3 protein-coding genes are annotated in these 15,979 nt (G+C 30.5%); all 3 read left to right on the top strand.

The features are described 5' to 3' along the window. The first annotated feature begins 4 nt into the window (after positions 1 to 4). Positions 5 to 2,095 carry a fibronectin type III domain-containing protein gene (locus AC2TEO_RS03035; protein ID WP_442266687.1) on the top strand — a complete coding sequence of 697 codons (2,091 nt, stop codon included), beginning with the start codon at positions 5 to 7 and terminating at the stop codon, positions 2,093 to 2,095. A 2-nt stretch (positions 2,096 to 2,097) separates the two neighbouring features. Beyond that, complete coding sequence (locus tag AC2TEO_RS03030; RefSeq protein WP_442266686.1) at positions 2,098 to 13,803, top strand: T9SS type A sorting domain-containing protein; 11,706 nt, start codon at positions 2,098 to 2,100, stop codon at positions 13,801 to 13,803. A gap of 193 nt (positions 13,804 to 13,996) precedes the next feature. Continuing rightward, positions 13,997 to 15,853, top strand: coding sequence for a DNA topoisomerase IV subunit B (locus AC2TEO_RS03025; protein ID WP_442266685.1), 1,857 nt, complete (start codon positions 13,997 to 13,999; stop codon positions 15,851 to 15,853). Positions 15,854 to 15,979: the final 126 nt, after the last annotated feature.

The raw sequence follows: 15,979 nt of genomic DNA, 5'->3' as shown, positions 1-15,979 counted from the left end.
AGGAATGAAGATGTATAGGTTGTTAACATTATTATTAATAATATTTAAAATTAATAATGTTTTTTCACAAAAAGAAATCGTAGCAGAAGAACCAGGTGTAAAAGCTATTGCAACTGTAAACGAAAATTCGATAATGCTTCGTTGGGGAGTCAATACTCCTTCAGCATGGAAAAAAGCAAACAAATATGGTTTTACTATTGAAAGGAAAACTATAGTGTCCAATAATGAGATTTTAGACAATCCTATATTAAAAAAACTTACTTCAACTCCATTAAAACCTAAACCAATGATGGAGTGGAAAGAATTTACTCAAAAAAACACAAATGCCGCTATTGCTGCTCAAGCATTATATGGAGATAATTTTGATGTTGAAATGAATAATGGAGGTAATGGTATTATTAGTATTTTAAATCAAGCACAAGTATTAGAACAACGTTTTATTTTTGCTATGTATGCTGCTGATCAAGATTATGAAGTAGCTAAATTTTCAGGTTTAGCTTTTGTTGATAGCACAGTTAAAGAAGGTGAACGATATTTATATACAATAAAGGTAGCTGAACCAAAAGTAAAGGTAAGCATTAAACATGGCGGGGTTTATTTAGGATTATCAGATCAAAGACCGTTACCAAAGCCAAAAGAATTTGTTGGAGTTTTTAAAGATAAAACAGCAATTTTAACATGGAATTATGCTATAGTTAAGAGATTTTTTACCAATTATATTATTGAAAAATCTGAAGATTTAGGAAAAACATTTGTACCATTATCAAATACACCTATAACTAATTTAGGAGAAAGAGAAGTAAAACCTTCTAATAGAATGATGTATGTTGATAGTTTGTTTCAAAATGATAAGACATATCAATATAGAATTAAAGGAATATCTCCATTTGGTATCGAAAGTCCTTATTCTAATATTGTTTCAGGAAAAGGAATAACTCCATTAATTCATAATCCTTTTATTACTGAAAATAAATTTTTAGAAGACGGAACGGTAGTTTTACAATGGGAATTTCCTAAAGAAGGTTTACAAACTTTAAAACAATTTGAATTATTAAGATCAGATAAGCCTAAAGGAAATTATTTCTTAGTTAATAATCAGATAAGTAAGGGAACAAGAAGTATAAAATTAGCAAATTTAAAGCCAATTAATTACTATAAAGTTGTAGCTGTTGGTACAGATGGAACTAGAAGAGAATCTTTCCCTAAAATGATTCAGCCAGATGATAGTACACCACCTGCAATTCCAATTGAGATCGTTGGAAAAATAGATACGCTAGGTATTGTTACATTAAACTGGAAGCAAAATACAGAATTAGATTTTCTTGGGTATAGAGTTTTTAGAGCAAATTTAAAAGACGATGAGTTTACTCAAATCACTTTTAAACCCATAAAAAATAATCAAATTGTAGATACTATCAATATTAAAACATTAAATAAGAAGATATATTACAAAATACAGGCTTTAGATAAAAGGTATAATCCTTCAAATTTTTCTGAAGTTTTAGAATTGAAAAGACCAGATATTGTTCCTCCTTCACAACCCGTTTTTTCTTCGTTTAATGTAGATAATAGTAAAGTAATATTAACATGGGTAACGAGTTCTAGTCAAGATGCTGTAAGTACTTTAGTTTACCGAAAAGAAAGAGGTACTGAATTACCATGGCAACTTTTAGCAACAATTATGTTACCTAATAATAAATTTACAGACACTAAAACAGAAGTTGGTAAAAATTATTTATATACAATTTTAACTGTTGATGATTCAGGGTTAGAATCTGAACCAGTTACTCCATTGAAAGTGAAAATTTCAGATAATTTGCCTAAACCAGAGATTAATAAATTCGAGGCTTTTGCTAATAGAGAAGAAAAATTTATCAATCTGAATTGGAAATATTCTGTTGAAAATATCGAAGAGTTTATTTTATACAAAGGAGAAGAAGGAAAACAACCTACTATGTATAAAATTTTTGATAAAAACACTACTAAGTTTAAAGATAAAGAGCTGTTAATCAATACTAACTATGAATATTTGCTTCAGGCTGTTTTTACATCTGGAGCTAAATCACCTATTAAAAAAATTGAATTAAACTATTGATTATGAAAAGAAATTTACTATTAATTTTATTGTTGTTTTCCATATTGGAAATATTCTCGCAAGAGTATAAATTGACGTATAGGTTTAGATTAGAACATACACAACTTCAAGATATTTGTACTAGTAGAAACAATTATGAATTAGCAGCATATTTAAATAGTGGACAAAAAGTAGTTTTAGAAAAATTTGGGCCTAAAAGTTATTTTTCTAATATAGATGTAACTAAAGATATAACATTTCAAAATAATGACAAGATTAGTTATGTAAGATTTACATCATATGTTAATGATGAAAATAGTTGGGGAGGATGCCACTCCGGAGATTATTCTGATGTTAGATTTGATATAACTAATTATCCGTGTTTTGAAGGATCAAGATCAGGGTTTATGAGGAAAAACTTAAGAACTATCCATAGTTATTTTAAGTATACAATAACACCTGTAACTAAACTTTCATATGCAGATAGTTCTTCTCCTAATATAACAAAACTAGTATGTGAAAATGATAAAATAGCAATAAATTCAATACCTGGCTTTGATAATATTCATAAAAATAATATTTATAGATGGGAGTTTGAAGATAATGTTAATACTGTATTAACTAAAACGGATGAGTATGAAGCTTTACAAATAGCTATGGAAACTGCTTTCGAAGTTTATGCTGAATGTGAAACCCTTAATAATGATTCAGGAAATCCAATATTACCAAGAACAGGAAGTGCTCCTCCGAATCAAAAAGATGCTGAAAAAGAGTTAGTAAATCGCGTACCTATTTTAGGAGGAGGACAACCAAGTCCAGGTTGTAGAAGGTGGTACGATAGATATATTCAAGCTTTAAATGCTTATAATAATTATACAGGAGAAAAATACTATCCTAGATCAATATGGCGAAGCTTAAGTTCTATCACTGGACAAAGTAGTGTTTCTCTAGGTTTATCTGATTTTTACTCTAGTGAAGTAGATCAAAATAAAGCTCTTAATAATAAAAAAATAAGAGTAAGAATGAATCCCTCATGTAATGGAGATAATGATATTTCAAATATATTAACACTTCAATTTTTACCTGAGCCTCCAAAAGCAGCAAAACCACCAACTTTTGATTCGCCTAGCTGTTCTTATGATGAAGTAAAAAACTTTACTTTATTTTTTGCTAGAAAACTATTTGATAGTGAAGAAATAAATATCTCATTAAAGAAGAAACTTCAAGATAACTCAATTGTTACATGGAATGTAAATACCAATATAACTACTTTAAATGAAGAAAGTGATGGTACATATAGTTATTCATGGCAAAGGGATACTCATCCTGATAGGTTAGGTAATTTAATTGTTGATGGTGATTATTATATAGAAGTAACTGGTTATAGAAGAAATAGTTTTGGAAACTTAGTGCAGAATTGTGAGGCTTTAAAATTTCCAAATAACGGAAATTCATTTTACGAAATAAGAACACCTAAACCCGTACTTTTTCTTTCGGTAACTTTAAATCAAAATGAAACATGTCCTGGGAAAAATGATGGTCAAATAAAAGTAAAAGCTTCAGGAGGCTCAGATACTTATAAAGTTTATGTTGACGGAACTTACAAAAAAACATTTTCAACTTCTTCTGTAGGAGGAGTAGCAGAAACTATTATAGAAAATTTATCTCCAGGAAACAAAAGGGTTACTATACTAGACTCTAAAAATTGTCAAGCTAGAAATGATAGTAATATTGAAATTGTAAAGAATGTTACGATTAATGCCGCAACTCAAATAGTACAAAGCGCAGTACCATCTTCAGCGGTTACTCATCCTTCTGCTGTAAATAATAATGACGGAACTATATATATAAGTAGTGTAACTGGAGGTACAAGATTAAGTGGTAATAAATATAAATATATAATTATATTAAATGGTAATACTTCTACGGTAACAACTGAGAAATTAGGAGCTGCAAGTGGTTTCACAATAACAGATTTACCAGCAGGTACACACATCATAAAATATACAGATGCTAACAATTGTTCTAAAGAGTTTACATTACCTACAATAATAAAACCAGATCCTGTTGATTTTTCTTTAACTCAAATTAAAGCAGATTGTTTTGAAGGAAATGGTAAATTAACTATTTCAAATATTTCAGGAGGTTATGAAAAATATACGGTAATTATAAAAAGAGGAACAACAACATTAAAAACTATAAATAATGTAGTTAGATCATCTACAATTACTGAAAATTTAAAGAAAGGTACTTATACAGTAATTATTAAAGACTCAAGAAATGGAGAAAGAACAAAAAGTATTACTGTCCAAGAAGCGTCTGAAATTGTTATTAAAGATGTAGTAATCGTATCTCCTATAAAATGTTATGGAGAAAATGCTACACTTAAAGTAGTAGCTGAGGGTGGAAAATCCGGAATAATTTACGAATATGGAATTTACGAATCAGGAACTATAAAATGGCAAGATGAAAACTCTTTTTCAGTAAAAGCCTCTTCTGTTGGATATAAGTTTAAAGTTAGAAATAAAAATATACCTAGTTGTACATCACAACTTTTTGAATCTAAAAAAATAGATCAAAACCCTGAATTATATGTAGATCCAAACCCTAGTGTAACTCATAATAATGTTTATAATCAAAACTTGGGAAGTATTAGTTTAAATGTTAGTGGAGGAACTAATAGTTATACAATAACTTGGATAAAAGATGGTGTTAGTATATCTAAAGAAGGAGCAACAATTACTGGGTTATATGCTGGTGATTATATAGCTACAATTAAAGATAGAAATAACTGTACTATAGTAACTAAAAAGATTATTGTTACACAACCTCAAGAGCTAAAAGTTTCTGTTACTATACAAAAACCAATAACTTGTAATGGAGAAAAAGGAATTTTAAAAGCAAATCCTACAGGAGGAAAAGGTACATACAGGTTTGAATGGTATAAAAATAATAACCTAATTTCTGGATCAAATACAATTACTTTCGAAGGAAAATCTGGAGATTATTATGTTAAAGTTTATGATTCATATATTTCTAAATCTAGTACTAGTGTAAATTTAGGAGAGCCTTCATTAATAAGTTTCACATTAAAAAAGACAGATATAAGTTGTTATAATTTAAATGATGGTAAAATAGAATTATTAATTACAGGAGGAAAAGCACCTTATGAATTTTCAATAGGTAATACAACTAATTTTCAACCAGTTTCTAGTTTAAATAATAACACTATTGTTAATAGAAGTAATGGAACTTTTCAAATTTTTATTAAAGATAATTTAAACTGTATAAGCGCTCCAAAATCTGTAACGATAAATAGACCTTCACAATTAGTACTTGGTTCTCCAAGTATTATCCATAACGATATTATTAATCAAAGTAATGGTTCTATTTCTGTAAACGTAACAGGAGGAAGTGGTAACTATAATTATGAATGGATTAGCAATAAAGATGGGGCATTTACCGGAGCAAATTCTGCTATCATTTCTAATTTACCTGCTGCAATTTATACAGTAAAAGTTAAAGATAAGATTAATAATAATTGTTTTGTTACGGCTAATTATGAGGTAAAAGAGCCATTACCTCTTAGTGTTACATTAACTCAAACAAAATTTATTCAATGTAATGGAGAAGCTTCAGCAGAATTATTTGCTAAAGTTGAAGGTGGATATCCAATTAATTCTTCACCTTCAGATTTTGAGTATAAATGGTATAAATTAGATGGAAGTACATACACTTTACTAAATTCTAGTAATTTAAAATTAGATCGATTATCAGGTTTAGAAGCTGGAGATTATAGAATCGATATTAAAGATGCTAAAGGAATAACCACATTTAAAACAATAAGTATAAATCAGCCTTCAGAAATTAAAATTTCTTTAAAAGAAAAAATAGATGTTTTCTGTTTTAACGGAAGTAATGGAGAAATTAAAATAGATGTCGTAGGAGGTATGCCTTTTGATACATCTGGAGGAACTGAACCTTATTCTTTTAAATGGATTAAAAAAGGAGATACGAATTACACAAATACAGATCAAAACATTAATAATCTTAAAGCAGGAGAATATTTTGTTGAAGTTACAGACAAAAATATTTGTACTAAGGCTTCTTCAACATTCATAATTACCGAGCCTGCTAAAGCATTAAAAGTAACAAAAGCAGAGATAAAAGATTTAACTGGTTTTGAAAAAGGAGATGGTAGTATTGTAATTGAAGTTGATGGAGGAACTACTACTAATTATAAATATGAATGGAGGTTAAAAGACCAAACCAACATTATAAGTACAGAAAAGAATCTTGAAAATGTTCAAGTTGGAACTTACCAATTAACATTAACAAATGAAAAATGTACTGTACTTTCTGAGCTTTATACAATAAATCAACCTCAAAAGTTAGTTATTGATGAAATAGTTAAGACAGGAGAAATAAAATGTAATGGTGATGAATCAGTTGGTTTGTCAGCAAAAGTTTCAGGAGGTGTTAAGTTCGATGTATTTGAATATGTATATTCATGGAAAAAAGAGGGTGAATCAACAGAGTTGAGTAATACTTTTGAACTTTTAAATAGAGGAGCTGGTAATTATGTACTTACAGTTAAAGATAAGAATGAAAATGTAGCATATAAAAAAGTTACTATTGTAGAGCCACCAGTTTTAGAAATTACAGAGTCAAATACTACAGTTTCTCATGTTTCATGTTTTGGAGGAGAAGACGGATCTATTAAAGTTGAAGCAACAGGAGGAGTTGGAGATTACTCATATAGTTGGAGTAATGGATTATCAGGAAATGAGCTTAATGGACTAAAAGCAGGAGAATATATAGTAAAAGTAATCGACAAGAATTTAGTTTGTGAGTTTGAAAAGAAGATAGTTATAACTGAACCACTAGCAGCTTTAAGTATAAAAGATTATACTATCACAGATGTAAGTGGCTTCGATTTATCTAATGGAGGTATTTCTATTGAAGTAGAAGGCGGAACTTCACCTTACACTTATGAATGGACTGATGCTTCTAATGCTACTTTATCAAACCCTTCTGCTAATTTAACAGGAGTTAAAGCTGGAGTATATACAGTTAAAGTCACTGATGCAAAAGGATGTGAAATTACGCCAAATCCTACTTATACAATTGACCAACCAGAAGAATTAGAAGTTAGAATTAATAAAAATGATATTCCTTGTTTTGGTCAAAAAGGAACAGCAATAGCTAATGTCACAGGAGGAGTTAAACCTTATACATATTCATGGATTGAAAAAGGAGAGACTTTAGAGTTAAGTGCTACATCAGAATTATTGAATATTAGTGGTGGAGTTTATGTCATTCAAGTTGAAGATAAAAACGGAAATAAAGTAGCACAAGAAGTTACTATTGTAGAGCCACCAGTTTTAGAAATTATAGAGTCAAATACTACAGTTTCTCATGTTTCATGTTTTGGAGGAGAAGACGGATCTATTAAAGTTGAAGCAACAGGAGGAGTTGGAGATTACTCATATAGTTGGAGTAATGGATCATCAGGAAATGAGCTTAATGGACTAAAAGCAGGAGAATATATAGTAAAAGTAATCGACAAGAATTTAGTTTGTGAGTTTGAAAAGAAGATAGTTATAACTGAACCACTAGCAGCTTTAAGTATAAAAGATTATACTATCACAGATGTAAGTGGCTTCGATTTATCTAATGGAGGTATTTCTATTGAAGTAGAAGGCGGAACTTCACCTTACACTTATGAATGGATTGATGCTTCTAATGCTACTTTATCAAACCCTTCTGCTAATTTAACAGGAGTTAAAGCTGGAGTATATACAGTTAAAGTCACTGATGCAAAAGGATGTGAAATTACGCCAAATCCTACTTATACAATTGACCAACCAGAAGAATTAGAAGTTAGAATTAATAAAAATGGTATTCCTTGTTTTGGTCAAAAAGGAACAGCAATAGCTAATGTCACAGGAGGAGTTGAACCTTATACATATTCATGGATTGAAAAAGGAGAGACTTTAGAGTTAAGTGCTACATCAGAATTATTGAATATTAGTGGTGGAGTTTATATCATTCAAGTTGAAGATAAAAACGGAAATAAAGTAGCACAAGAAGTTACTATTGTAGAGCCACCAGTTTTAGAAATTACAGAGTCAAATACTACAGTTTCTCATGTTTCATGTTTTGGAGGAGAAGACGGATCTATTAAAGTTGAAGCAACAGGAGGAGTTGGAGATTACTCATATAGTTGGAGTAATGGATCATCAGGAAATGAGCTTAATGGACTAAAAGCAGGAGAATATATAGTAAAAGTAATCGACAAGAATTTAGTTTGTGAGTTTGAAAAGAAGATAGTTATAACTGAACCACTAGCAGCTTTAAGTATAAAAGATTATACTATCACAGATGTAAGTGGCTTCGATTTATCTAATGGAGGTATTTCTATTGAAGTAGAAGGCGGAACTTCACCTTACACTTATGAATGGACTGATGCTTCTAATGCTACTTTATCAAACCCTTCTGCTAATTTAACGGGAGTTAAAGCTGGAGTATATACAGTTAAAGTCACTGATGCAAAAGGATGTGAAATTACGCCAAATCCTACTTATACAATTGACCAACCAGAAGAATTAGAAGTTAGAATTAATAAAAATGATATTCCTTGTTTTGGTCAAAATGGAACAGCAATAGCTAATGTCACAGGAGGAGTTGAACCTTATACATATTCATGGATTGAAAAAGGAGAGACTTTAGAGTTAAGTGCTACATCAGAATTATTGAATATTAGTGGTGTTGAAGATAAAAACGGAAATAAAGTAGCACAAGAAGTTACTATTGTAGAGCCACCAATTTTAGAAATTACAAATGTAAAAACAACAGATGTTACTTGTTACAAAGGTTCCGATGGGGCTATAGAAATAACAGTAGCAGGTGGTGTTAGACCATATTCTTATAAGTGGGCTCATTCTAGTATAGATTCTCATATATTAAATGATATTCAATCAGATATTTATAATGTCATTATTACTGATGCAAATGGTTGTTCTGTTGAAAGAGAAATTATAATAAATCAACCAGAGGAGTATGCGATTGATAAAGTAAAATTAGCGCGTCCAACTTCTGATACTGTAAATAATGGTGATATAGAAGTTATAATAGTTGGAGGCGAAGCACCATACAAATATGTTTGGGAAAATGAATCTGGTTCAACTATATTAGACGAGTCAACTAATGATAAAACAAGTAAAATAGAGAGTTTATCTGAAGGTATATATACAATTACAATTACTGATGCTAAGAATTGTGTCCTTTCAGAGACTTATAATTTAGCAAATCCAGGAGAGTTATTAGTTTCTATCCAACAAACACAAGAGATTTTCTGTTACGGAGAAAGTAATGCTATTTTAGATGTAATTACTATTGGAGGAGCAGGAGGAAATAGATTCCAATGGTTTGATGCAACAACAAATTCTGAAATCGGATCAGATAAAGAGTTAAAAAATATTCCAGCTGGTAATTACTATGTAATTGTGAGTAATGCAGAAGGTATTGAAGAAAAGAGTTCAATATTTACAGTTACTCAGCCAGAAAAAGTAGAAGTATCGATTAGTCAAGTTAATGCATCTTGTTTTGAATCAAGTAATGCTAGTTTTAAGGTTGACGTTACAGGAGGAACAGGAGTTTATGAGTATAGATACACCAATACTTCAGGGTATACTACTTGGACTTCAATTACTGGAAACTCTATTACAATAGAAAATCTTGTTAAAGGAGATTATAAAGTTCAAGTAAGAGATGTAAATAACTGTTTAGCTACTGATGCAGCTGGAAATTCTGAGTATGAAATTAATATTACTCAGCCTACTAAATTAGAATTCACAAATGAATCTATAGAAAATGTAAGTGGATTCGGATTATCAAATGGATCAATTAGAGTTGAGTTAACAGGAGGAACTCCAGGATATGTTTATCAATGGTTTGATGGAAATGGAGTTTCAATTGGAGGGAACACTACTGTTTTAGAAAATATTCCATCAGGGAAATATCAATTAATTGTAGAAGATACAAAAGGATGTCGTTTAGTTCGAGATTATGAAGTAACGCAACCAGATTTATTAGAAGTATCATTAACTCAATTATCAATTATCAGCTGTAAAGGTTCATCCAATGGTTCAGTAGAGGCTAATGTAAGAGGAGGAATTAAAGATTATACGTATAGATGGTATGAAGAATCATTGTCTACAATTATAGGTTCTACAGATCAATTATCAGATTTATCACCAGGTAATTATTATGTAGAAATCGAAGATGCTAACGGAAATACAGTTCGAAGTTCAGCTATTAAATTTACAGAACCAGAAATTCTTGAGTTAACATTAGCGTCATCATATGTATCATGTGGAATAGGAAATGACTGGACAATAACAAGTACAGTTACAGGAGGAACAGCACCTTACCGATATATTTGGAATAATGGAGAAACAACAGCAGATTTAAATAATATAGTTTCAGGATTATATGAAGTAACAGTTGTAGATGCTAATGGCTGTAGTATTAAAGATGATGTTCGTTTAGTTTCTCCACCAGAGTTTAATTTCACAAATGAATCTATAGAAAATGTAAGTGGATTCGGATTATCAAATGGATCAATTAGAGTTGAGTTAACAGGAGGAACTCCAGGATATGTTTATCAATGGTTTGATGGAAATGGAGTTTCAATAGGAGGGAACACTACTGTTTTAGAAAATATTCCATCAGGGAAATATCAATTAATTGTAGAAGATACAAAAGGATGTCGTTTAGTTCGAGATTATGAAGTAACGCAACCAGATTTATTAGAAGTATCATTAACTCAATTATCAATTATCAGTTGTAAAGGTTCATCCAATGGTTCAGTAGAGGCTAATGTAAGAGGAGGAATTAAAGATTATACATATAGATGGTATGAAGAATCATCGTCTACAATTATAGGTTCTACAGATCAATTATCAGATTTATCACCAGGTAATTATTATGTAGAAATCGAAGATGCTAACGGAAATACAGTTCGAAGTTCAACTATTAAATTTACAGAACCAGAAATTCTTGAGTTAACATTAGCGTCATCATATGTATCATGTGGAATAGGAAATGACTGGACAATAATAAGTACAGTTACAGGAGGAACAGCTCCTTACCGATATATTTGGAACAATGGAGAAACGACAGCAGATTTAAATAATATAGTTTCAGGATTATATGAAGTAACAGTTGTAGATGCTAATGGCTGTAGTATTAAAGATGATGTTCGTTTAGTTTCTCCACCAGAGTTTAATTTCACAAATGAATCTATAGAAAATGTAAGTGGATTCGGATTATCAAATGGATCAATTAGAGTTGAGTTAACAGGAGGAACTCCAGGATATGTTTATCAATGGTTTGATGGAAATGGAGTTTCAATTGGAGGGAACACTACTGTTTTAGAAAATATTCCATCAGGGAAATATCAATTAATTGTAGAAGATACAAAAGGATGTCGTTTAGTTCGAGATTATGAAGTAACGCAACCAGATTTATTAGAAGTATCATTAACTCAATTATCAATTATCAGCTGTAAAGGTTCATCCAATGGTTCTGTAGAGGCTAATGTAAGAGGAGGAATTAAAGATTATACATATAAATGGTATGAAGAATCATCGTCTACTGTAATAGGTACAGCAAATATTCTTTCAGATTTATCACCAGGTAATTATTATGTAGAAATCGAAGATGCTAACGGAAATACAGTTCGAAGTTCAACTATTAAATTTACAGAACCAGAAATTCTTGAGTTAACATTAGCGTCATCATATGTATCATGTGGAATAGGAAATGACTGGACAATAACAAGTACAGTTACAGGAGGAACAGCTCCTTACCGATATATTTGGAATAATGGAGAAACAACAGCAGATTTAAATAATATAGTTTCAGGATTATATGAAGTAACAGTTGTAGATGCTAATGGCTGTAGTATTAAAGACGATGTTAGTTTAGTTTCTCCACCAGAGTTTAATTTCACAAATGAATCTATAGAAAATGTAAGTGGATTCGGATTATCAAATGGATCAATTAGAGTTGAGTTAACAGGAGGAACTCCAGGATATGTTTATCAATGGTTTGATGGAAATGGAGTTTCAATTGGAGGGAACACTACTGTTTTAGAAAATATTCCATCAGGGAAATATCAATTAATTGTAGAAGATACAAAAGGATGTCGTTTAGTTCGAGATTATGAAGTAACGCAACCAGATTTATTAGAAGTATCATTAACTCAATTATCAATTATCAGCTGTAAAGGTTCATCCAATGGTTCAGTAGAGGCTAATGTAAGAGGAGGAATTAAAGATTATACATATAGATGGTATGAAGAATCATCGTCTACTGTAATAGGTACAGCAAATATTCTTTCAGATTTATCACCAGGTAATTATTATGTAGAAATCGAAGATGCTAACGGAAATACAGTTCGAAGTTCAACGATTAAATTTACAGAACCAGAAATTCTTGAGTTAACATTAGCGTCATCATATGTATCATGTGGAATAGGAAATGACTGGACAATAACAAGTACAGTTAAAGGAGGAACAGCTCCTTACCGATATATTTGGAACAATGGAGAAACGACAGCAGATTTAAATAATATAGTTTCAGGATTATATGAAGTAACAGTTGTAGATATAAATGGATGTTCTGTGACTAAAGAAATTGAATTATTAACACCACCAGAGTTAATTATCAGTACAGAACAAATAAATGATCCAAAATGTTTTAATGGAAGTAATGGTAATATTAAAATAGAAGTATCAGGAGGATTGCCTCCATATATTTATGAATGGAACAATGGAAATTCAACTAATACTAATAATAATTTAACTTCAGGAACTTATGAAGTAATTATAACAGATAGTAAAGGTTGTAAAATTTCTAAGGCTTATGTTTTAGCAAATCCAGATGAGATTGAATTTTCTTTAGGAGAGGATGTTACTTTATGTAAAGATCAAACTTATGTTTTAAATGCTACAATAGATAATGGTGTTTCTTATGAATGGTCTTCTACTAACGGATTATCTAGCACAGAACGTGTAATAGAAGTATCTGAAGAAGGAATATATTCTGTTGTGATAACTAATGAAGATGGTTGTATTATTACAGACGAAATTGAAATTAAACGCTCTAAAGATGATATTTCATCAAATTTCTTAGTTTCTTCAATTGCTTTTGTAAATGAGCCAATTGTGGCTGTAAATGTAAGTGATCCGGCTCCAGATGATTCAGAGTGGATTTTACCATTAAATGTTAAACTTAATGAAAAAACAGACGAATTTGTTGAGTTTTATTTTGAAGAAGTAGGAGAGTATGAAATAACTTTATACACTAAAAAAGGAGATTGTGAAGCATTCCAAACAAAAACTGTAATAATTACTGAAAAAGAAATAGGTGATGGTACAGATTCTGAGGGAACAAATGGACAAACTCCATTAATCACTAATTTTAATATCTATCCAAATCCTTCTTCTGGAGTATTTGCTTTAGATTTAGAGTTAAAAGAACAGAGTGATGTAAGTGTTAAGATTTATAGTTTACTAAGTAACGATATGATCGATTATAAGAAAGTTGAGAATGAAAAAGAATACAAGATCGATTATAATTTAAGTATGGTACCAGGTTTATACTTTGTATTAATTGAAACTCAAAACGAAAAAATGGTTAAAAAGATTATCATTAGATAATAAATTATATAAATTTTTAAATAAAAAACTCTGTTAGTGGACATGTTAACAGAGTTTTTATTTTAAAATACTTTATTTCTTTTATATTAATAATCAAAGGATTAAAAACTCTGTTAATAACTATGTTGACAGAGTTTTTTATTTTTTCTAGGTAAATCTTATTTTAGCATACACTTCATTTTTCTCAGATTTTATGGCGCAAGAAACTAAATATACCGAAGATAATATACGATCACTCGACTGGAAAGAGCATATCCGTATGCGTCCAGGTATGTATATTGGTAAATTAGGAGATGGTTCTTCTCCTGATGATGGAATATACATTTTAGTAAAAGAGGTACTCGATAACTCTATTGATGAGTTTGTTATGGGTACAGGAAAAACAATCGAAGTATCTATCCAAGGTAATAAAGTTATTGTTCGAGATTACGGTCGTGGTATTCCGTTAGGAAAAGTCGTCGATGTAGTTTCTAAGATGAATACCGGAGGAAAATACGACAGTAGAGCCTTTAAAAAATCTGTAGGATTAAACGGAGTTGGTACCAAAGCTGTTAATGCATTATCTACATATTTCCGTGTAGAAAGTACGCGTGATGGAAAATCAGCTTCTGCTGAATTTGAAAAAGGAAATCTTACCAATCAAGATCTTTTAGAGGAAACAACGAGAAGAAGAGGAACGAAGGTTACTTTTATTGCAGATGATGCTATCTTTAAAAACTATAAATATCGTCCAGAATATGTAATTCGTTTATTGAAAAACTATGTATATCTGAATCCTGGATTGACTATAGTTTTTAACGGAGAAAAATATTATTCAGAAAATGGATTAAAAGACCTTTTAGAAGATAATAACAATGTTGAGGATATGTTATATCCGATCATCCATTTGAAAGGAGATGATATAGAAATTGCTATGACACATAGCAAAACTCAATATTCAGAAGAATATCATTCGTTTGTAAACGGACAAAATACAACTCAAGGTGGTACGCACCAAGCTGCATTTAGAGAAGCTGTTGTAAAAACGATTCGTGAGTTCTACGGAAAAAACTTTGAAGCATCAGATGTTCGAAAATCGATCATTGGAGCAATATCCATTAAAGTCATGGAGCCTGTTTTCGAAAGTCAAACGAAAACAAAATTAGGTTCTACCGAAATGGGAGACGGATTACCAACTGTAAGGACTTACATTAATGATTTTGTAAAAACAAAATTAGATAATTTCTTACACAAGAATACTGTTATTGCAGAAACGCTTCAAAAGAAGATTTTACAAGCTGAAAAAGAGCGTAAAGAATTATCAGGAATCCGAAAGTTAGCAAGAGATCGAGCTAAAAAAGCAAATCTTCACAATAAAAAATTAAGAGACTGTAGAATTCACTTTGGAGATACTAAGAAAGAAGATTATTTAAATACAACGTTATTTATCACCGAGGGAGATTCTGCATCTGGATCTATTACAAAATCTAGAAATGTAAATACTCAAGCGGTTTTCAGCTTAAAAGGAAAACCTTTAAATTCATATGGTTTAACAAAGAAAATCGTGTATGAAAACGAGGAATTTAACTTACTTCAAGCGGCATTAAACATAGAAGACGGATTAGAAGGTTTACGTTACAACAACATTGTAATCGCAACTGATGCCGATGTCGATGGAATGCACATTAGACTATTACTAATTACATTTTTCTTACAATTCTTCCCAGAAGTAATAAAAGAAGGACATTTATATATTTTAGAAACACCACTTTTTAGAGTTCGTAATAAAAAGGAAACGCATTATTGTTATTCTGAAACAGAAAAACAAGCTGCTATTGCCAAGTTAAGAGGAAAACCAGAGATCACACGATTTAAAGGATTAGGAGAAATTTCTCCGAATGAATTTGTACACTTTATTGGGGAAGATATTCGTTTAGATCCAGTGATGTTAGATAAAGAAATGTCTATCGATCAAATGTTACAATTTTACATGGGAAAAAACACACCAGATCGTCAAAAGTTTATTATAGAGAATCTAAAAGTTGAACAAGATTTAATAGAAGAAAGTTAAAATGAAATTAAATAGAGGCTTAATATTAATAGCTCTTTTTTTTATTTTTCTAATGTTATTTTCAATAAATTTCAACGAGATTACTGATGACGGTAACTATGCAGCTTTTATAACAATAATAGGTCT

The sequence above is a fragment of the Tenacibaculum aquaeponti genome, from assembly GCF_057221555.1.
This window is presented reverse-complemented; position numbering and strand designations above follow the sequence as displayed.